13 protein-coding genes are annotated in these 21,332 nt (G+C 45.2%); 7 read left to right on the top strand and 6 right to left on the bottom strand.

Going from position 1 to position 21,332, the window contains the following annotated elements; all coding sequences use genetic code 11:
* Nucleotides 1-91 precede the first annotated feature (91 nt).
* Entirely contained in the window at nt 92-1,279 is a 1,188-nt protein-coding gene (gene kbl / locus BWX39_RS00425; protein ID WP_028905931.1) for a glycine C-acetyltransferase, read from the bottom strand.
* Nucleotides 1,280-1,462: 183 nt separating this feature from the next.
* Here kbl and BWX39_RS00420 point away from each other — a divergent pair, with 183 nt between their 5' ends.
* Nucleotides 1,463-2,416 carry an NAD-dependent epimerase/dehydratase family protein gene (locus tag BWX39_RS00420; protein ID WP_028905932.1) on the top strand — a complete coding sequence of 318 codons (954 nt, stop codon included), beginning with the start codon at nt 1,463-1,465 and terminating at the stop codon, nt 2,414-2,416.
* A 473-nt stretch (nt 2,417-2,889) separates the two neighbouring features.
* On the opposite strand, the gene BWX39_RS00410 is transcribed toward BWX39_RS00420, so the two are convergent.
* From BWX39_RS00410 to dgt, 5 genes are all read right to left on the bottom strand, one after another.
* The gene (locus BWX39_RS00410; protein WP_028905933.1) at nt 2,890-4,095 is read right to left on the bottom strand and encodes an acetate kinase; all 1,206 of its coding nucleotides are present in this window, start codon (nt 4,093-4,095) and stop codon (nt 2,890-2,892) included.
* An 82-nt stretch (nt 4,096-4,177) separates the two neighbouring features.
* Nucleotides 4,178-5,218, bottom strand: coding sequence for a phosphate acetyltransferase (gene pta, locus BWX39_RS00405; RefSeq protein ID WP_028905934.1), 1,041 nt, complete (start codon nt 5,216-5,218; stop codon nt 4,178-4,180).
* Between the two features lie 823 nt (nt 5,219-6,041).
* Entirely contained in the window at nt 6,042-9,401 is a 3,360-nt protein-coding gene (locus tag BWX39_RS00395; protein WP_028905935.1) for an AAA domain-containing protein, read from the bottom strand.
* Nucleotides 9,398-10,393 (bottom strand): YqiA/YcfP family alpha/beta fold hydrolase, encoded by a 996-nt coding sequence (locus tag BWX39_RS00390; protein ID WP_028905936.1) that lies wholly within the window; start codon nt 10,391-10,393, stop codon nt 9,398-9,400. The genes BWX39_RS00395 and BWX39_RS00390 overlap by 4 nt, the downstream gene beginning before the upstream one ends.
* Nucleotides 10,394-10,407: 14 nt before the next feature.
* A complete protein-coding gene (gene dgt, locus BWX39_RS00385) occupies nt 10,408-11,745 on the bottom strand; it encodes a dGTP triphosphohydrolase (protein ID WP_028905937.1) in 1,338 nt (445 codons plus the stop codon).
* A gap of 127 nt (nt 11,746-11,872) precedes the next feature.
* Between dgt and dut the strand changes: the two genes are divergently transcribed.
* The 6 genes from dut (at nt 11,873) to BWX39_RS00345 (ending at nt 21,241) form a co-directional block, all read left to right on the top strand.
* Nucleotides 11,873-12,310, top strand: coding sequence for a dUTP diphosphatase (gene dut, locus BWX39_RS00380; protein ID WP_028905938.1), 438 nt, complete (start codon nt 11,873-11,875; stop codon nt 12,308-12,310).
* A 93-nt stretch (nt 12,311-12,403) separates the two neighbouring features.
* Entirely contained in the window at nt 12,404-14,071 is a 1,668-nt protein-coding gene (locus tag BWX39_RS00375) for a tetratricopeptide repeat protein (RefSeq protein WP_051129511.1), read from the top strand.
* Nucleotides 14,068-14,967 carry a DUF4292 domain-containing protein gene (locus BWX39_RS00370; RefSeq protein WP_028905940.1) on the top strand — a complete coding sequence of 300 codons (900 nt, stop codon included), beginning with the start codon at nt 14,068-14,070 and terminating at the stop codon, nt 14,965-14,967. Before BWX39_RS00375 ends, BWX39_RS00370 begins: the two co-directional genes overlap by 4 nt.
* Nucleotides 14,968-17,010: a peptidoglycan DD-metalloendopeptidase family protein gene (locus tag BWX39_RS00365; protein WP_028905941.1), complete on the top strand. Its 2,043-nt coding sequence runs from the start codon at nt 14,968-14,970 to the stop codon at nt 17,008-17,010.
* A gap of 248 nt (nt 17,011-17,258) precedes the next feature.
* Nucleotides 17,259-18,017, top strand: a complete 759-nt coding sequence (locus tag BWX39_RS00355; protein WP_028905943.1) for a hypothetical protein — start codon at nt 17,259-17,261, stop codon at nt 18,015-18,017.
* Between the two features lie 638 nt (nt 18,018-18,655).
* Entirely contained in the window at nt 18,656-21,241 is a 2,586-nt protein-coding gene (locus BWX39_RS00345; protein WP_028905944.1) for a leucine-rich repeat protein, read from the top strand.
* The last annotated feature ends 91 nt before the right edge of the window (nt 21,242-21,332 follow it).

Here is a 21,332-nt window from a genome sequence, read left to right as displayed (position 1 = left end):
GCGTAGATGCTCAAAACAAAAAAGGTGGGTTTAACACAACCAACGTTGTCTTAAATCCACCTTATTATATTATGCCGATAGCGTCTGCAGTTTATTTCAGCACACCAAGTTCTTTACCAATCTTAATGAAAGCGTTGATACACTTGTCGAGTTGTTCGCGGTCGTGGCCTGCAGAAATCTGCACACGGATACGTGCTTCGTTCTTTGGTACTACTGGATAGTAGAAACCTGTAACGTAGATGCCTTCGTCAAGCATCTTTGAAGCGTAAACTTGTGAGAGTTTCGCATCGTAGAGCATAACGGCGCAGATAGCACTCTGTGTTGGCTTAATGTCGAAACCAGCTGCCATCATCTTGTCGCGGAAGTAGTTTACGTTCTCTACCAACTTGTCGTGCAACTCGTTGCTTTCCTTCAACATCTTGAAAACTTCGAGGCTCGCACCGATAATGCTTGGAGCCAAAGAGTTAGAGAAGAGGTAAGGACGGCTGCTCTGGCGGAGCATGTCGATAATTTCCTTGCGACCAGTGGTGAAGCCTCCGAGTGCGCCACCGAATGCCTTGCCGAGTGTACCTGTATAGATGTCTACACGGCCGTAGGTCTTGCAGAGTTCGCTTACGCCGTGTCCGGTTTCGCCAACCACACCTGCAGAGTGGCTTTCGTCTACCATAACGAGTGCGTCGTACTTTTCAGCGAGGTCGCAAATCTTGTCCATTGGAGCAACGTTGCCGTCCATAGAGAACACGCCGTCGGTAACAACGATGCGGAAACGCTGTGCCTGTGCTTCTTGCAAGCACTTCTCCAATTCTTCCATATTGCCGTTTGCATAGCGATAACGCTTAGCCTTGCAAAGGCGAACACCGTCGATGATTGAAGCGTGGTTCAATGCGTCAGAGATGATAGCGTCTTCTTCGTTGAACAATGCGCCGAATACACCGCCGTTAGCATCGAAGCAAGCTGCGTAGAGGATAGTATCTTCTGTCTTGAAGTAATCGGAAATGGCAGCTTCCAATTCCTTATGGCTGTCTTGTGTTCCACAGATAAAACGTACAGAAGACATACCGAAGCCACGCTTGTCCATCATATTCTTCGCACCTTCGATAAGGCGTGGGTGGTTAGACAAGCCGAGATAGTTGTTAGCGCAGAAGTTTAACACCTTCTTGCCCTTCACTAAGATTTCTGCTTGCTGTGGTCCTTCAATAATACGTTCTTCTTTGTAAAGACCTGCGTCTTTAAGTCCTGCGAGTGCATCGCAGAGATGTTGTTTCATTTTACCATACATAGCATAAAGTTTTTAATTATTCAACTACAAAGGTCTTGATATTTTTCGAGAAAAGAAACTTAAAAGCAGATTATTTTATAGTAACGCTGTTTTTTTATACAACATTAATACTTCTAATTCCTAAATTAATCAAAAAAGTATTTAACTTTGCAGCACGAAACGAAAAATCTATTCAATAATAATATGAAAAATATTTTGGTTATTGGCTCTACGGGTCAGATTGGCTCAGAGCTTGTAAGAGAATTACGCAGCATTTACGGTGGCAACAACGTTGTTGCAGGTTTTATTAAAGGTGCAGAACCTACTGGCGAACTTCTTGAAGGTGGTCCATCGGCAGAATGCGACGTTACAAATCCTGAGATGATTACAGCGGTAGTGAAGAAGTACAACATCGACACAATCTACAATCTCGCTGCATTGCTCTCGGTAGTGGCAGAAGGTAAGCCACGCTTGGCTTGGAAAATAGGCATCGACGGCTTATGGAACATTCTCGAAATTGCACGCGAAAACAACTGTGCAGTGTTCACACCAAGTTCTATTGGCTCTTTCGGTCCAAGCACTCCTCACGATATGACACCACAGGACACTGTTCAGCGTCCTGGCACAATCTACGGTGTATCGAAGGTTACAACCGAATTGCTTTCAGACTACTACCAGAAGAAATACGGCGTAGATACACGTTCGGTACGCTTCCCTGGTATTATTTCTCACGTAACTCCTCCGGGTGGCGGTACAACCGACTATGCAGTAGACATCTACTATTCAGCTGTCAAGGGCGAAAAGTTCGTTTGTCCTATCGCTAAAGGCACCTATATGGATATGATGTATATGCCTGACGCATTGCACGCAGCTATTTCTTTGATGGAAGCCGACCCAACAAAGCTTATCCACCACAACGGTTTCAACGTTGCAGCCATGAGCTTCGAACCAGAAGAAATATTTGCTGAAATCAAGAAACACAAGCCAAACTTCGAGATGGTTTACGATGTAGACCCATTGAAGCAGGGTATTGCTGACAGCTGGCCAGACCGTTTGGACGACTCTTGCGCTCGCAACGAGTGGAACTGGAAGCCAAAGTACGACCTCAAGAGTATGACTGTCGATATGCTCGAACAGCTCAGCAAGAAGCTTCTCTAAGCCGAAACAAGAATAAACGGAGGTTTAAAATACTTCCAATAAAATAGAATAAAAGAGGGTGTATCGGAACTCTAAGTTTTGATACACCCTCTTTTCTTTTGCAGTAAAAAATCTTGTTATTGCTTGAGAAGAAAGCCCTCGTTCTGTAAAGATAATTCGTAGGAAAAATGACAATTTCGATTTGGCATTGCGAAAGCGGCTGTTTTGCATCGCAAAACAGCCGCTTTTACCGTGTAAAACCTACGCTTTTGGAATGCAAAACAATAGGTTTTGTAACACGCTGGTAGCGAAGTTGTTATACAGTCGCTACGCTTGCGATAAATATTTACAAAATTCTTATCTGCTTTCCGTCTGAAAAACGAGTAGCGCAGGGACAGTAGGGTAGGAAGCTAAAGGGTGCTTTACATTCAGTAAGGTGGAACAGAGATGCTTGCCCACACAAACTTTCTACTGCCCTATGATTTGTTTTTATCTTATTTCTTAGCTTCAAGAACAAGCTCTTGTGTATCGCGAGCGATAACAATTTCCTCGTCGGTAGGTATCAACACAACCTTTACCTTCGAGTCGTCAGTAGAGAGAATGCGCTCTACTCCGCGGCAGTTGTTCTTTTCAGCGTCCATCTTGATGCCGAGGAACTCAAGTCCTGCGCAAGAATCCATACGAAGACCCGTTTGGTTTTCGCCAACACCTGCTGTCCAGACAATCACATCTACACCGCCCATAGCTGCTGCGTAAGCACCGATATACTTCTTAATACGGTATGTGTACATCTTCAAAGCAAGAATAGCGCGTTCGTCTCCTGCTGCTTCGGCTGCTTCGATTTCGCGCATATCCGAGCTGATTCCAGTGATACCGAGCACGCCGCTCTCCTTGTTCAGGTAGTCTGCCATTTCCTGTGGAGTCTTTCCAAGCTTCTCCATCATGTAGGTTACGGCTGAAGCATCGATGTCGCCACAACGTGAACCCATCATCATACCTGCCAACGGAGTAAGACCCATTGATGTGTCGATTACCTTTCCGTCCTTGATTGCAGCCATTGACGCACCGTTACCGATGTGGCAAGTGATAATCTTTTGGCTCTTATAATCTACGCCAAGGAACTCGCAGGCACGCTTTGAAACGTAGCGGTGGCTGGTTCCGTGGAAGCCATAGCGACGAACGTGGTACTTCTCGTACATTTCGTAAGGTACGGCATAGAGGTATGCGTGAGGCGGCATAGTGCTGTGGAAAGCATTGTCGAACACGGTTACCTGTGGTGTGTGAGGCATCAAAGCGTCTACTGCCTTCAGTCCACGGAGGTGTCCTAAGTTGTGAACAGGTGCGAGGTCGATGAGGCTTTCTATGCCTTTTTCAACCTCTTCGGTTACAATGCAACTCTTTTCAAACAAGTCGCCGCCCTGCACGATGCGGTGTCCGACAGCGTCGATTTCGTCCAAGCTCTTCAATGCGCCGTATTTTGGGTCGAGCAAGAGTTGGAATACGAACTTCACACCTTCCTTATGGTCGGGCATATCATGCATAATCTTTTCCTTGCTGCCGTCTTTCAACGTAACTTTTACGAATGCTTCGTCCAAACCAACACGCTCTGCGCCACCTTGTGCAAGCACACTTTCGTCAGCCATATCGTACAATTTGTACTTGATAGAGCTACTACCACAATTTAAAACTAATATCTTCATAATATAATTCTTGTTTTCTGATTTGAAAAAATGCAGGAGTTAAAGAACCGTTACACTCTCCAACTCCTCCTGATTCCTTGAATTATGCCTTTGCGTCTTGTGCTTGACAAGCTGTAATTGCTACCATATAGTAGATGTCGTCTACCGAACAACCACGCGAAAGGTCGTTCACTGGGCGTGCAATACCTTGGAGGATAGGACCGATGGCAGTAGCACCGCCGAGGCGTTGAACTAACTTGTAGCCGATGTTACCTACTTCGAGGTTTGGCACAACAAGTACGTTTGCCTTGCCTGCAATGTCAGAATCCTTCGCCTTCTTGGCTGCCACAGCTGGGTCGAGTGCTGCATCGGCTTGCAATTCGCCGTCTACTTTCAAGTCTGGATATCTTTCCTTTGCAATCTTTGTTGCTTCAACAACCTTGTCGATGATGTACACACTCTTGCCAGTAGCTTTGTCGATAGCGTCGCTTGCAGAGCCTTTTGTTGAGAAGCTAAGCATAGCAACGTGTGGATTCTTGAAGCCTGCAACACTTCTTGCAGTTGCTGCGGTGGTGTAGGCAATCTGTGCCATCTGCTCGGCTGTTGGGTTTGGTGTTACAGCAACGTCGCCCATCACTACGACACCGTTCTCTCCGTATTGTGCCTCGTGTGTCAATACAAGCATTGCACCACTCACAACGCTGACGCCGGGAGCACATTTGATAATCTGCAATGCAGGGCGAAGGGTGTCGCCAGTAGTTGAAAGGGCACCCGAAATTTGTCCGTCGGCACCTTCCGTCTTTATAATCATACAACCTAAGTAGAGGTTGTTCTTTACCAATTCGCGGGCTTTCTCTATCGTCATACCCTTCTTCTGGCGGAGTTCGGTCAGCTTTTCAGCATATTCCTCGCTGCGAGGGTTGTTCTCAGGGTCTATGATAGTAGCCTTATCAATGTTTTTCAGTCCCCATTCGGCAGCCAATTTCTTGATGTTGTCAGGGTTACCGATGAGGATTAGCTCTGCGATGTCGTCGGCTAATACCTTGTCTGCGGCTCTCAAAGTCCTCTCTTCTTCTGCTTCAGGAAGCACAATGCGTTGCTTGTTTGCTTTGGCACGTGCAATAATCTGGCTTAGTAAATCCATAGTATATTATATATTTAAAATGTTTTATGTCTATTTTGCGATGCAAAGATAGCAATTTCGACCTATAATACCAAACTAAACTTGCTTTTTTGCACCTTATTAATAGAATATATTTTTCACAACTTCTCCTTTATACTAAAATGTATGTGTTATCGTAGCATATAAAATACTTTGACATTGTGCATTTTTCTCTTATGTAAGCAAGTGGTACGGAAAACTTGCAAAATCATAGGAACAGGTGATAAAAGATACTATTCTTAATTGATATAAATCAATAAAACTGTTAAATTGGTAATTTTGTCGCTATATTATTTTCATTATTCAATAAAACCCCTTATCTTTGCAATGTGTTTTTCATAGTATTAGATTTAAGGTTAACAAAGGTTGGAGTACAGCGGTACTCCTTTTTTTATGCCCATAAGTGAAGTAAACACCGTTGGGAACTGTTATAACAAGCCTGCTGGCATTTACTTTCGATAAGCACACAGCTTCATTTTTCCGAAGCGAAGGTCCCCTTTCCATTTCTACTCTGCCGTTGTTTCGTACCGTATTTTATAAGCAAAAAGAAGGCAATATGCGTGTAAATATTTTTCGCAAATATGTCTATTGTATAACTATCTCGTTATCAATGCTTTGCAAAACCTATTGTTTTGCGTTCCAAAAGCGTAGGTTTTGCACGGTAAAAGCGGCTCTTTTACAACGCAAAAGAGCCGCTTTCGCAATGCCAAAGCGCAGTTATCACTTTTTAAGAGAATTATCTTTACAAAACAAGGGTGTTTCTCGCATCTGTCCCAAGAAGCAAAAATGAATGTTGGAAACAGAATTAAATGATTGTTCTTCCGCCTCTTTGGTCGATATAATCTATCAGTTCGCTGAAGAGAAAGTTTTGGCGCAAGGTGGCTTCGTTGCCTGTAAGAATGAGCTGTTTGCGTGCTCGGGTTATGGCAACGTTCAGTTTGCGGTCAATCGGTTTGCCGTCTTCGACGAACGTATTGGCAGTGAGAAATTCCAACTGGAAGCGGTTCTGAATGGTGAACGAATAGATAATGACGTCGCGTTGGCTACCTTGATAGCGTTCCACGGTGTCGATACTTATCTTGTCGATAGCGGGCAGACGAAGCTGTTCCAACTCTTTTCGTATCATCGCAATCTGGTTTCGGTAGGGCACAATGATGCCAATCGACTTCTGTGCATCGAACGTCGTGTCCATTTGGCGGTACAGACGGCGAACAAGGTCGGCTACAATGCGTGCCTCTTCCGTATTCACCTTCTCGGAAATATAGGGTTTTCGGCACGATTTAGAGGGAATAAACACCATTCGATGCGCCTTTAAAAAGTCGTCGGTCTTGTCTTCGCTCGGCTCGTTGTAAGGAAGATTGGGTTCCGTCTGATGCGCCAAAGGCACACATTCCAATTGTTCGCGCTCGTAGAAGTAAGTGTTTGGGAAGGCTGCAATATCGGGGTGCATACGCCCTTGCTTGCGCAGTGTGCCCACAAAGTCGGTGCGCCCTGCTGCCCACTCGGTAAGTATGAGGCGTTCGAACAGCGAGTTAGCGCAGTTCGGAAGGTGTATCTCTTCGAGCAAAGACGAGTCGGCTGCCGATTCGTTGTTGTCTTGTTGAACCACGGCAGGCAGCTGCTTGTGGTCGCCAATCAAGATAAACTTGTCGATAACCTGCTCCCCTCCGTTGTGTGCAGCAAGCAAACCAACGATGTTAGGTTCAAGAATCTGACTTGCTTCGTCGATAATGGCAAGTTCGAAATGCTTGATGCTGAAAATAGCCGTGTGGGTTGCGAGGCTCGCTGTTGTACTGACAATGATGCGGGACGAGTCGATGGTTTGCCTGATATGCTCGAGTGTGGGATTCGTTTTTACGGCATTGGTGAGTAGATTGTCGGTAAATCGTGGGTCGCACGAATATTCTTTCGACAGTCTGAGAAACGGAATGCCGTTGTCGGCAAGCATTCCGCATATTTCGTCTACGGCACGGTTGGTGTAGGAAAGCAGCAGTATGTTCTTTCTTTCGTGCTCTTTTACAAGGTATTGCAACGCCATCGAGGTCTTTCCCGTGCCTGGAGGGCCGATTAAAAGGAAATAATCGGTAGCCTGCTTGGCGCGCAAAATCACGTCGTCGTAAGTAGGATTGTAACTTCGGGAAAGTTGTGTTTCTGCGTTTCGCCGTGGCGGGCGTTGTCCTAAAAGCAGTTCCTTGCGTTCTTTGGTTGCTGTAACGAAGGTGTGTAAACCCTGAATGGCAGTTGTGCAACCAATGTCGCTACCGCTGTGTTCGATGGCAAACTGGTCGCCAACGAGCAAGTCGGGGTTCTGCTGCCCATCGTTCAGGCGCACCACAACCGTGTCGGTATGTATTTCTTGCAGTGTACCACGAAACAGAAAAGCTTTCCGTATGTCGGGCGTTTCGTTCTTTCGGTATGCATAGAGATACACCATATCGCCACGCCGGAAGTTGGGCAGGAAGTCTTCGCTTTGTTTTGGTACGGCGAGGGTGATGCTGTCGTAGCCGCTATACGCTGTGCTTTGCTCTTTGTGCGTAATGGTTAAGCCCGTATAGATATTGCCCGATTCAATCTTACCCGCTAAAGGCATATTCCAAAGGTCGGCATTGCTGCTGCCTGCGCCCTCTTGATAGCCCACTTTCGATATGATTTGCTCCTTCACGACAAAACGCATCATTCGGCTGAAATAAGCCTTTTCCAACGGCGTCAGCGTGTGGAGCGGTGCCAAAGTTTCGGTTAAGCGTGGCAAAATCCACTGTTGGAAGAAGTGCTGGTTGCAGTGGTTCAGCTGCAAAGTGCTGGGCGTGAAGTGCGGAATAAGTTTTGCGAAATCGTTGTCGCCTATCCAATATTCGGTAGCAACCACCTGATTGCGGAACTTAATGGCTTCCATCATCAGCGATTGCAGCGATTCTACTTCTAAAAGACCATCGGGCAGTGGGTATTTGGAGTAGAGCAAATGAATGTTTGTGCTTCGTGTGCTTCGGTTGAAGTTATATTGCAGTATTCCGAAATAGAGCAAAACCTGCACGTAATGCTTCTCCAAATGCTTTGAACCGTGGTTGTTGAGTCGGTTGTTTGCAATATAGAAGTTCTTTCCAGACTTCTGTTCCACAAGCAAACGGAAGTCGGTTGTCATTAAATCGACACGCCCTTGAATGCCCAGACTTTCGCAAACGAACGACGGTTCGAGTATTGCCTTGTTGCGGTCGTAGTCTTTAAAGAGTTCTTCGACAATGTCCTGAATGTTTTGCGCCTGCTCTGTGCCGTCCTTTTTGAATACATCTGAACGGAAGTCGGTGCACGTGGCAAAGTCCAAAGCCTTGTTTCGGAAGTTTGCCTTTAAGGTTTCGTTGATGTTGTAGTTAGGGTTGTTGATGATGTCGTCGAGTGCTGTGCCTGCAAAATTACCCAATAGGGTGGCGGCGGTGGCTGTTCGGGCTTGCAACCGATTTACGGTGAACAGCAAAGGGTGGTGTCCGTAGTCCTCGAAGCAGTTCGCAATCGACGAAATATCGACAAGGAAGTCGGGCTCTACAACAATGATGCGTGGCACGATGCGTTTGCGTGTAACATTGCAATCTAAGAGATTGAGCTGCATTCCCTCGCACAAAATCTTGCGAATGTAGCTCAAATCAATGTGCTCAGGGGTGTTGATATAGTCTATCAGCACCTCTTCTTCGCCACATTCTTGGTTCAGTACGTTTACTTTTATGTATTTGTCGTCCCACGATTGCACTGTGCAGCGAATGTATTTGTAGTTCGCAATCTGTATATTTGCCGTGCGGCGGTCTTCCTTAGGTATTTTTCCGACAAGGAAAGAAGGTATCGACGTGTTGAAAACGGCAGAGATAAAAAGTGCCAAAGCCCTGCAATCGTAGAGCAAATCGTTGTGCAAAATGGGGGCAACGGAATTGCTGTGGCGGCGCATCAAGTGGATAGCGACTGTGTCTTGTGGCTTTATATGGTGCTGTTTGCAAAGCGAATCCACTTGCGAAGATAAGTTTCCAAATCCGTGCCGTGTTCCTTTCAGTCCTTCGTGGCAAGCCAACACAAGCGTTTCGTGCATTAAACGGTTTTGCACATCGGAGCGGTTATCGGAAAATTCGATAACTTCCAATATCCGTGCGAATAGTTCCTGTGCAGTTGTAGAGTCTTGTGTCATTGTCCGCCCAATCGTTCAAAGTAGGTAATGACCTCTTCCCACGTTTTAAACTCGTCGCTGCCAAATGGCAATACCGTTCCCATAAATTCCTCGTTGCTATGCGTACTGATGAGGTAATCGCCAAGAAGGAATTGTGGTTGATTGACAAAGAGCGTGCGGTTCCACGCAGGAGCACTGAAAACATCGCTTATCCACGCCTGCGTTTCCGTTAAAGCCGCTGGGTTGTTGGTGGGTGCTGGCACGGTGAAATAAACATTGTAGTGGTTGAGTAGAAACTCGTATGCCTTGTGTAACGACGACTTCGGTTTGCCGTAACTGTCGCTCAGCGTTTCCCTATCAATGAATACGGTTTTTCGTTCGCGCCCTTCTTGCTTGTCGTCAATCCATCTAATGACAGGCATAATGTAGTGGAATATGGCTTTTTCGATGAGGCGGTGCTCGCCGTGGAAGTAGATTGCTTGCGGGTAATGCTGGTGGAATAGGTCGAAAGTGTGTACAATGGGGTCGGCGTCGCCAAACAATCCGTACACCCTTTCTTGCTCTTCGGGCGTTACGGCAGAGAAGCAACGCTCCGTCATTTCCTTGTATTCCTTTTGCAATGCCTTTGTTATGATAACCTCCTGTACGCCGTCTTTGCGTGGATTTTGATACACTTGCTTGCCAAGCATGTTGCTTTCGCTAATGGTAGAGCCCATTTGGAAAGCTGGATTCACACAAATGCGGTCTGTACCATACAGCATCTCGGTGTACATACCACCCATTGACGTGCCGATAATGATGTCGGGGCGTTCATCTGCCTGTATTTTCCGCAGCAATTCCATTGCTTCTTCGGGGTGAATAGGCAGGTCGGGGGCGATGACTGTGCACTGTGGCATATACTCTTGCAGTATTTTGGCAGTGTGTGTAGCCCCTGACGACATAAAGCCATGCACGTAAACAAGTTTCTTGTTCACCATCAAGTCAGGGAAAGTCTTTCTGTATTGATTTTCCATTGCTGTGCGGAAGGTTAGATTATCGGCAGGCTAATGCCGTTTATTTTCTGATAAATGTCGAGCGCATATATATCTGTCATACCGCTGATGTAGTCGATTACTGCCATAATACGGTCTTCGAGATGTGGGTTGCGTATATCGTACTGGCTTGAGAAACGGCGGATAAGCTGCTTGCTGTGGAACTTTTCGGGTTCGACTGCAGCACTGATGAGTGCTTCCATCAGCGTTTCCATAATCTTATAACCCGATAATTCCACATCGAGCACGGTCTTGCTGCTGTATATTTTCTCGATAGAAACCTTTGAACAATGCTTGTAGTTGTTGCGCTGGAGCGTTGGAATATGGTCGATTAGCGAACCTTCAAACGTTCCGTTAAGTATAGATTCTTCGTTCTCAACGAACACATTGACGCATAATGCCTCCAATAATCCAACGACACGAGCACGGAAATAGACCACTTGCTCGTTTCTGTCGGTAACTCCTTCTTCTACTATGCGGTTGCGAATGCTCTTCTTTGTTTCTTCGTCGAAGAACCCTAACAGCAGTTCGGAGGTTTCTTCAAACGACAGAAGTTTAAGTTTGTGCGAATCTTCGATGTCCATTATCTCGTAGCAAATGTCGTCTGCGGCTTCCACTAAATATACCAATGGGTGGCGAGCGTAGGCTGTTCCGTTGTCGGAAACTTGTTTGCTGATAATTCCAAGTTCGTTGGCAATCTTCTTGTATATTTCTTCTTCCGATGCGAAAAAGCCGAATTTGCCGTGCTTTCCTGCCAAAGACGATGATAAGGGGTACTTCACGATGCTTGCCAAAGTAGAGTAAGTCATAACAAAACCGCCTTCACGGCGTCCTAAAAACCTGTGGGTGAGCAAGCGGAAAGCGTTGGCATTTCCCTCGAAATGGGTAATATCGTCCCAAAAACGTGGACTTACTTTGTCCTTTAAATACGCCCCTGCGCCTTCGGTGAAGAAGGCTTGTATGGCTTTCTCTCCGCTATGACCAAACGGCGGATTACCCATGTCGTGGGCATAGCAAGCAGTCTGCACGATTGTACCAATTTCTTCAAAAAGCGTTCCTTGCAGTTCGGGGTGTTTCTTTATGAGTTTTCGTGCTACGTCGTCGCCCAAAGACTTGCCCAACGATGCCACTTCCAATGAGTGGGTGAGGCGGTTATGGACGAAAACACTACCTGGTAGTGGAAACACTTGTGTCTTGTTCTGCAGTCGTCTGAAAGGTGCTGAATAGATAAGTCTGTCGCTGTCGCGTTTAAACTCCGACCTATCGTCGTGTCGTAAAGCGTGTCGGTCTTCCTGCCCGAGTCGTTTGTTGGAGATAAGATTTTGCCAGTTCATCATAATTATCAAAAAGATTCGCTTACGCAAAAGTACTTAAATTTGGCTAATTTCAGCCTTTTTTAGGGCTTAAAATTCATCTATATGCGTATAATTCATTATTTTTGCACATTATTATAATTATATTATGGTTCAAGTAAAAGTAATAAATAAGGGCAGCCAGCCCTTACCAACATACGCAACAACACAGAGTGCAGGCATGGATTTGCGCGCAAATATAGACAGTCCCATTACTTTAAAACCAATGGAACGCCGCCTTATTCCCACAGGTTTGTATATTGCGCTCCCCAAAGGTTACGAAGCGCAAGTGCGTCCACGCAGCGGCTTGGCATTGAAACACGGTATTACGGTGCTGAATACGCCTGGAACAGTAGATGCAGACTACCGTGGCGAGTTGATGGTATTGCTGATTAACTTCTCTGCCGAAGACTTTATTATCAACGCTGGCGAACGTATTGCACAGATGGTGATAGCCCGCCACGAGCAAGCAGAGTTTGTTGAAGTGGAAGTACTCGACGAAACGGAACGTGGTGCAGGTGGCTATGGCCATACTGGAGTAAAGTAAGAACTGTCTAATAAATGCAGGAGGGATAATAGATTGATATTTTCTTTTAAACAATTCATAGTAAAAACAACGTTCGTAGCAGTGCTTGCTGCAATGGGTTTGCAGGCAAAAGCACAAACGAATAGCCAATCCACACGCTATAACTATTTCTTTTTGGAAGCTATTCGACAACAAGAAATGAGCAACTTTGCTGCTGCATTCGACTTGTTGCGCCACGCTCTCGACATTAATCCGAATGCTCCTGAGGTCTATTACGAAATAGCAGGATACTACATTGATATGCAAAACGGCAAGGCTGCACGCTACTATTTTGAAAAGGCGGCTGAACTTGCGCCCGATAACCCTGCTTATTTAGAAAAGTTGGGGCAGTTCTATATCTCGCAAGCAAATTATGAACAAGCGTTGGCAGCATACGAACGACTCTATGCCAACAACAAGACTCGCGAGGACGTTTTGCAGATTCTCTATCAGCTTTATGGTTCGCAGAACAACTATAAGAAGATGATAGAGGTGATAGAACGTATGGAAATGCTTTTAGGAAGCAGCGAGCAGCTGTCGCTGACAAAGATGCAAATCTTCGAACAGATGGGCGATAAGCGAAAGGCACAGGCAGAATTGATGCGCCTTGTGCAGAAAAACCCATTAGATTTGAACTATCGAATAATGCTGGGCAATTGGTTTTTCCAAAACGATAAGAAGAAAGAAGCCTTTAAAGAGTATCAGGCAGTGCTGAAAGAAGAACCCAACAATGCAGCTGCCCAGCTCTCTTTGTTGGATTATTATCGAGATGCGAAGAACGCAAAGGTGGTAGAAGAACTCACCCAAAAGCTGTTGGAGTCGAAGAAAACCGAGAAGGAAACCAAGATGGCACTGCTCCGTCAGGTCATCATCGATAATCAACAAAGCGACGCCAAGGACAGTCTTGAAGTAATAAAGCTTTTCGACCGTGTTCTTTCCTATCCACAAGAAGATGCCGACATCGTAATGATGAAGGCGGCTTACCTTACTTTAAAGAATGCACCAGTGGACAGTGTGAACAAGGTTTACGAACAAGCCATCGCCATAGAACCCGATAATTCGCGTGCTCGTATAGCCCTCATACAAAACATTTGGAAGGAAGAACAGTACGATAAGGTGATTTCCATTTCGCGCCCTGCCCAAGAATACAATCCCGAAGAAATGATTTTCTATTATTTTGAGGGCTTTGCGCAGTATATGAAGAAAGAAAACGATGCAGCATTGCAGACTTTCAAGAAGGGCGTAGCACAGATAAAGCCAGACAGCGACCCCAATATCGTTTCTGATTTTTACGCCATTATGGGCGATATTCTTCACGAGAAAGGTCTTGATAAAGAAGCTTTTGAGGCTTACGACAGCTGTTTGCACTGGCGACCGGAGAACCTTGCAGCACTGAATAACTATGCCTACTATCTGAGTTTGTCGAAGAACGACCTCAAGAAGGCAGAGCAGATGAGCTACAAAACGATAAAGAAAGAGCCTGCAAACCCTACTTTCCTCGACACTTATGCTTGGATTCTCTTCTTGCAAGAGCGATACGAGGAAGCCAATATCTATATTGACCAAGCCATAAAGAACGATACCACTCCCAGTGGTGTGTTGTTCGAGCATGCGGGCGACATCTACTATCACGTCGGAAAAACGGCAGAAGCATTGGCTTCGTGGCAACAAGCACTGAAGTTGGGCGATAAAAGTGCTACGCTTAAAAAGAAAATAGAATTACAGAAATACATAGCAGAATGAAAATAAAGAATATATATACGGCTGTTTTCGTAGCTGTGCTTATGGCAAGCTGCGGTACACAGAGGTCTGTTGTAAAGCCGTCGGGAACGTCAAGTTCATCGTCTGCATCGTCATCGGCGTCTGCACAGCAGCAGAAAATGCAGTTTATTCAGCGAGTTTCCGATGGTGCACTCTATCAAAAGAACCTTGTTTCTGACTTGACTTTCACGGTAAACACAGGCAGAAAAGAAATTACGGTGCCAGGCATTCTCCACATGCGTAAGGACGAAGTCATTCGTTTGCAACTCCTTGTTCCCATTATTCGCAGCGAAGTAGGGCGCATCGAGTTCACAAGAGATTATGTGTTGTTTATCGACAGAATGCACAAACAGTATGTAAAGGCGAAGTACACCGACGTAGCCTTCCTAAAAAGCAACGGCATCAACTTCTATTCGCTCCAAGCCTTGTTTTGGAATCAGCTCTTTATTCCGGGGCAACAACGTGTCAGCGAACGCAGTTTGACACAGTTCGACGTAGATTTAACCTCCCTCAATACAACCAACAAGCAAGGCGTGCCCCTTACTTTGAACGATGGAAAGATGAATTACAAGTGGTTGGCAGAATCGCTGACAGGCTTTATTCGTGTGGCTGAAGCCAAATACAGCAGTGCTGCACACGGCGTGTCTATGCTGAATTGGGACTATGCAGACTTCAAGAAGTTTGGCTCAAAAATGTTTCCTTGCTACCATAAAGTGCAGATAAAGACACCAGCAGCAAACGGACAAAAAGTAATCACGGCTACATTCGAGCTTGATAAGTTGAGCGATAAAGCCGATTGGGAAAGTTTTACAACACCATCGTCGAAGTATGAGCAGGTGGGAGTAGAAGAAATCTTAGGTAAACTAATGCAACTTTAAATGAAGCGTATATTATTTATATTGTTAATGCTGACTACTTGCCTTGTGAGTCCATATGCGCAAAAGCAGAAAAAGACTACAAGAAAGCAAGAAACAAAACAGCAAATTACAAAGAAACAAGCCACAACAAAAGAAGCTACCAAGCAGCAATCTGCCAAGAAACAAGCAGAAAAGCAGCAGGTAGGCAAGCGTAAGTCTGGCAAGAAACAGACTGAAAAACAACAGACAGAGAAGCAGCAGCCTACCAAGAAACAAGCGGAAAAGCAGCAGACAGGTAAGCAAAAGTCTGCAAAACAACAGGCTGAACAACAACAAACTGCTAAGCAACAGCCCAATAAGAAGCAGGCAGACAAGCAAAAAGCAGGCAAGAATGTGCAGCAAAAGAAGGCTGCAACATCGCAGAAAAAGCTTCAGAAGGGCGGTAAACAGCAAGTAAAGTATGTTACTACCGAAGAAATAAAAGGCTTGCAACAACAAAATCAGCAGATACAAAAAGAAATTACGGAGAACGAGCAAGAACTTAAAGTAAAGCAGAAAGACGTAGACAGCCGCCTCCAAAAGATTCTTACGCTCGATACGGAGATTGGACAGCAGCAGAAAGCCATCGACAATATCGCCACAGACATAAAGGGAATTGATGGCAATATCGACATTCTGAAAGGTCAATTGAAGTCTTTGGAGAGCCAATTGGGCGAGCGTCGCTCTCGTTTTATCCACTCTATGCGCTACATGGCGCGCCACCGCAGCATTCAAGACAAGCTTATGTTTGTCTTCTCTGCCAAAACGCTCACGCAGATGTATCGCCGTCTCCGTTTTGTACGCGAGTATGCAGCTTACCAGCGTGCACAGGGCGAACTCTTGAAGCAGAAGCAGAACCAAGTAGACGAGAAGCACGACCAATTGGCACGAGTGCGTGGGCACAAGAGCAACTTGTTGGTGAAAGGTCGTCAGGTTCACTCTCAGATGGAAAGCAAGAAGGTGGAGCAGCAGAAAGTAGTAGAATCGTTGCAGAACGACCAAAAGGTTTTGCAGTCGGTTATTTCCGACCGACAGAAGAAACAGCAGGCTATTAACGCACAAATCGACCGCCTCATTGCCATCGAAATACGGAAAGCACGTGAACGTGCTATGGAAGAAGCACGCGCACAGGCAGCTGCCCGTGCTGCTGCAGCCAAGCAACGTGCCGAAGAATTGGCACGCAAGCGAGAGGCTGCACGACGTGCTGCAGAAGAGAATGCACGCCGAATAGCCGAAGCCAAAGCGCGCGAAGCAAGGGCAAAAGCCGAAGCCGAAGCCCGAGCAGCACAGTTGGAACGCGAACGAAGGGAAGCGCAAGCAAGGGCAGAACAGGCGCGCCGCGAAGCCGAACAAGCGCGTCGTGCTGCTGAAGCCGAAGCATCGGCAAGGAAAGCGCGCGAACTAAGACGTGCCGAAGAACGTGCTGAGGCTGCTAAACGTGCAGAAGACCAAGCACGAGCAAGGGAGAGTGCAGAGCGCGCACGTGCCGACCAGCAGGCACGTGAGGCAGAAGCCAACCGTATGGCAGCCGAACGCAAGGCTGCTGCCGATAGAGAACGTGCCGACCGTGAGCAGGCTGCAGCCAACAGGGCGAACGACAACAGTGCGCTCCTTTCGTCTGCCGACCGTGCTATGACAGGTAGTTTCGCCAACAATAAAGGCCGATTGCCAATGCCTGTGTCGGGTCGCATCGTAAAGCGTTTCGGTACTTACAACGTGTCAGGACTCTCGCACGTCAAGCTAAGCAGCAATGGTATTGCCATTAAAGCCTCAGCGGGTTCTCCTGTTCGCAGCGTTTTCAAAGGCGAAGTAACCAGCGTTTCTCACGTAGGTGGTTCTACCCTTGTTATGGTTCGCCACGGTGCTTACATCTCTGTTTATCTTAACTTAGGCAGCGTTAGCGTAAGCAAGGGTCAGCAAGTAGGAACAGGACAAACGCTTGGAACAGTAGATTCCAGCGGCATTTTCCAGTTCCAGCTCCATAAGGAAACCCAAAAGCTGAATCCAGAGCAGTGGCTCCGATAAGCTACACCTTATATATTATATATAGAAACTATAAAGCCAGACAGCCAAAATCGCTGTCTGGCTTTATAGTAAGTTCTGCCATATCGGTTCTGAAAATCAAAATAGTAACCTGAAAAGATGCTTTTTTCGATGATAAATGGATAATTGATGAATTTATTTTATTGAATTTCACATTTTTTTTGTATCTTTGTAGGAAACTAAAATCCTTAATGATAAAATAAAGTATAACCATCAAATAAGAATAAGCTATGGAATGTTTAAAAAAGATTAAAGACCTTTTGCAGAATCCTTTATGGAAAAAAGGCGAACATTATGTTGGTTTGGGAAATCCAAATGCAGAGATATTGATTGTCGGAAAAGAATGCGCTGTTGATGAAAATAGCGATTCATACAAGTGCGAATATTCGCAGAACTACAACTTATGGAAGAACAGAGATTGGTCAATTAAAGTTGAAGATGTTAAGAATTGGATAGATAATCCTATCTTGGATTGGAAAATATTTGACCCTCTTGCGCCTTATAGCGGACAACGTTTTGCAGTTGAAAGAAGAAATAAAAACGGAGAAGTTATCTCAGGAAAGGGTGGAACATCTGCTACGTGGTATAAATATCAGAAACTAATCAATTTTATTAGAGAGTGTGGAAAGCTTGACAGCCCAGTAAATACTACTCACATAGATTTCTATAAAGATTGTTTTATAACAGAATTGAATGAGTTGTGTAGACCTAATAACCATCGCTTGTCAGCCGAAGAACGAAGAAAAATAGAAGAAAATATTAGAAATCGTTTTGACTTAATGATTGCTACAAATTCATTTTGGTCTCATTTTAAAACCGTTATTCTTGCTTGTGGACCTTATGCAGATGCTTTGAGAGCTGACCCAAAGCTGACTCGAGCTATATTTGGGTGTGCAAAAGTTATCTCAAGCGTGAATGGTAAGAAGATTCCTCAATTGTCTTTTGCTATTAGCAATGATTTGCTAAGGGAGATAGCAAAGCAGGTATAAAACTTTTGTTATCTGATAAAAGTAAATTGAAAGTTCTTCTCTCCTTTTGTTTTTCTCCTATATGGGCATTTCGATAGTGTTGGGATTTACTTTTTAGTTTTCAATTGTAGCTGTTATTAAATCTCGGTTTAGTAGAAGCTTAGTGGGGGAAGGATTGTCTTTTTCTTGCTTAAGGCAGATGCTGAAAGTGCCTTGGTTTTGTAAAGATAATTCTCTTAAAAAGTGATAACTGCGCTTTGGCGTTGCGAAAGCGGCTCTTTTGCAAGGCAAAACAGCCGCTTTTACCGTGTAAAACCTACGCTTTTGGAATGCAAAACAATAGGTTTTGTAATGCGCTGGTAACGAGTAGGTTATGGAATAGATATGCTGCTGAAAAATATTTACATATTTGTTACCTTCTTTTTGCCTGTTTACACTTTCAGTACAGGGGCATTTGCAGCGATTTTCAGTGCGCCAAATGAAAGTTATTCTTGCTTTTGAAAAACATTTGTCTTGTGTTCTTTTGTTGCCGATATGCGCAATAAGTAAGCTAAAATGTAAAAGAAAAGTGCAAGAAAGTTTGCAAATTAACGAAATAAACGTTATTTTTGCGACACACTAAGACGCTTAAATCATTTATTCACTAATATCATTGTGTTATGAAACAAAAACTATTTACCAACGGAAACTTTAGGGGTTTCATCGCATTAGTATGTATGTTGCTATCGGCATCGGTAGCTTTTGCACAGAAAACGGTGCACGTAGAAGAAGCAGGAACATTGAAAGACAAACTGACGGAAGAGGAAATGCTTTCTCTTACGGAACTTACACTGACAGGAAACCTAAACGGCACGGACATTCTCTTTATTCGTGCGATGGGTGGAAGCACCATTGCGGGCGGAAAGACCGACGGAAAACTGCAGGTGCTCGACCTTTCGGGGGCGAACATTGTGGCAGGTGGAGACAATTATTATTACGTCAATGACGATTTGGAATATGGCACAAAGGATAATACCCTCTCGATTAATATGTTTTGCAAGTGCGAGCAGTTGCGTAAGATAACGGTGCCCAATAGCGTTACAACTATTGAGAAGAACGCTTTCTTGCTCTGCGACAATCTTACAGAAATTATTGCAAAGCCCGAAAACAAGAACTTTAAGACGGCAGAGGGTGTGCTTTTCGACAAGGATATGACTACCTTGATGAAGTGTCCCGACGGAAAGACGGGCACGTATACCATTCCTGAAGGCACGGTAAAACTTTTGGGTGATGCTTTTTCGAACACAGAAAAGCTTGAGAAACTTGTTTTTCCTGCATCGCTCGACGATATTGGCAGCAGCGCTTCGGTGCCTTTCTACATCTGCAACGCTATGAAAGCGTTTGAGGTTCATAAGGATAATAATACCTTTGCGTCTGTAGACGGCGTGCTTTTCGATAAGAACATAGAAACGCTTTTGAAGTATCCGAAGGGCAGAAGCGGCGAGTATGTCGTGCCCGAAACGGTGAAGAAGATTGACAAATATTCGTTCTATGAGGTTTATGGGCTTACGAAGGTAACCTTGCCGAAGTCGCTCACCGAGATAGCAAGCTCGGCATTTGCACACATAAAGCAATTAACGACCATTACTTTGCCCGAAAATCTTGAGCAGATAGGCTTTGGCGTGTTTATGAATTGTACGGGACTGACCGAAGTTCACGCCCTTGCTGCTGCGCCTCCCTATTGTGGTTCGATGGCATTCTATAATGTGGATTTCGATCAATGCAAGCTGTTTGTTCCTCACGGAAAGCTGAGTGTTTACAAAATATCTACACCTTGGTCGTCGTTCAAGCATATCGAAGAGGCTGCAGAGAAGCCTTATGTAACCTTTACGACAAGCCAGAAAGTTGGCAGCGAGGTTGTTTTCCATATTGTCGGCGAGGATATGACGTTCGACGGAATTAAGTTCTTGAAGACGGAAGATGTATTGGGCGAGAAGTTTGACTACTATCAGGTTACGAAGAAAGATGTAAGAATAGAAGGCAGAATTACGGATATGAGCGTCGATAACTTTGAAGTGGAAGCCCTTGACGTAAGCCATTGTCCTATGCTGAAGGTGCTAAGCTGTAAGAACGGCAAGTTGGAGAAGTTGGAATTGTCTAATAACAAAGACCTCGACACTTTGAATTGCAGCTACTGCGGACTGAAAGAATTGGATATTACGCAGTGCGGAAAGCTTGTTTTCGTGGATTGCGACGAAAACGAACTTACGAAACTCGATGTCAGCAAGAACCTGCTTCTGAACTTCCTTTCAGCAAACAAGAACAAGATTGGCAGCATCGACGTGAGTACGCAGAAGTATCTTGAAACGCTTTCGCTGAACGGTACAGACATAGAGAAGCTGAATGTAATGAACAATCCGTATTTGCAGAACCTGTTTGCGAACGAGAATAAACTCTCCGAACTCAATCTTACGAAGAATACCAACATACAGGAATTGCAGTTGGCAAAGAACAATTTCGCATCGTTCTCGCTCAATTCGCCTACGCTGAAGAAACTTTATATCAACGACAACAAACTAAAGGCGATGACGCTCGACCTTCCTGAACTGGAATTGCTCTGTGCTTACAACAACGAGATGGCAGAACTCGACTTGTCGAAGCTGAAGAACGTGAACACGCTTTCGCTTCACCACAACCTGCTGACCGATGTAAATATGAAGGCACTCGAAGAGTTGGAGTACATCTGGATAGACAACAACAAGCTGAAAGCGTTGGATTTGTCGCAAAACCAAATGATTTTAACCGTAGTATGCTATTCAAATGAGCTTTCTGCCAAGGCTTGCAAGTCGCTTATGGAGGGACTTCCGCAGCGTAACGAGAGCGACATTGCCGAAATAATCATCGTCGATACGAAGGGAACAGAGGGCAATGTCTGCACGAAATCGGCTGTGGCGATTGCAAAGGCAAAGCAGTGGAACGTGATAGACTATGTTGGCGGCACGGAAGGATATCCCGGTTTGCCTTACGAGGGCGTTGATGACCCAACGGGTGTACAGGGCATCGAGGCTGACGGCAGCACAGCAGGGTTTGTCGTTACCGATGGAAAGATACTGTTCAACGGCAGTTGCGGACGGGTTGTGCTCTACAATGCACAAGGCGCAGTGGTGCGTTTGCTCGACAATCCTGCAGTGATAGACCTCGGCGATATGCCGCGCGGTGTCTACATCGTGAACTTCAACGGAACTTCAACGAAGTTCGTTCATTAACATAAGCATCTATTACTATTAACAATGGCGGAACAACGCAATGCCGTTCCGCCATTTACAGATACCAAAACGCCCCTTGCAACTGGTAAGA

Source organism: Prevotella intermedia ATCC 25611 = DSM 20706, assembly GCF_001953955.1.
In the GTDB taxonomy this organism is placed as follows: domain Bacteria; phylum Bacteroidota; class Bacteroidia; order Bacteroidales; family Bacteroidaceae; genus Prevotella; species Prevotella intermedia.
The sequence above is the reverse complement of the archived record's forward strand: the minus strand, read 5'-3'. Positions and strand labels throughout refer to the sequence as shown.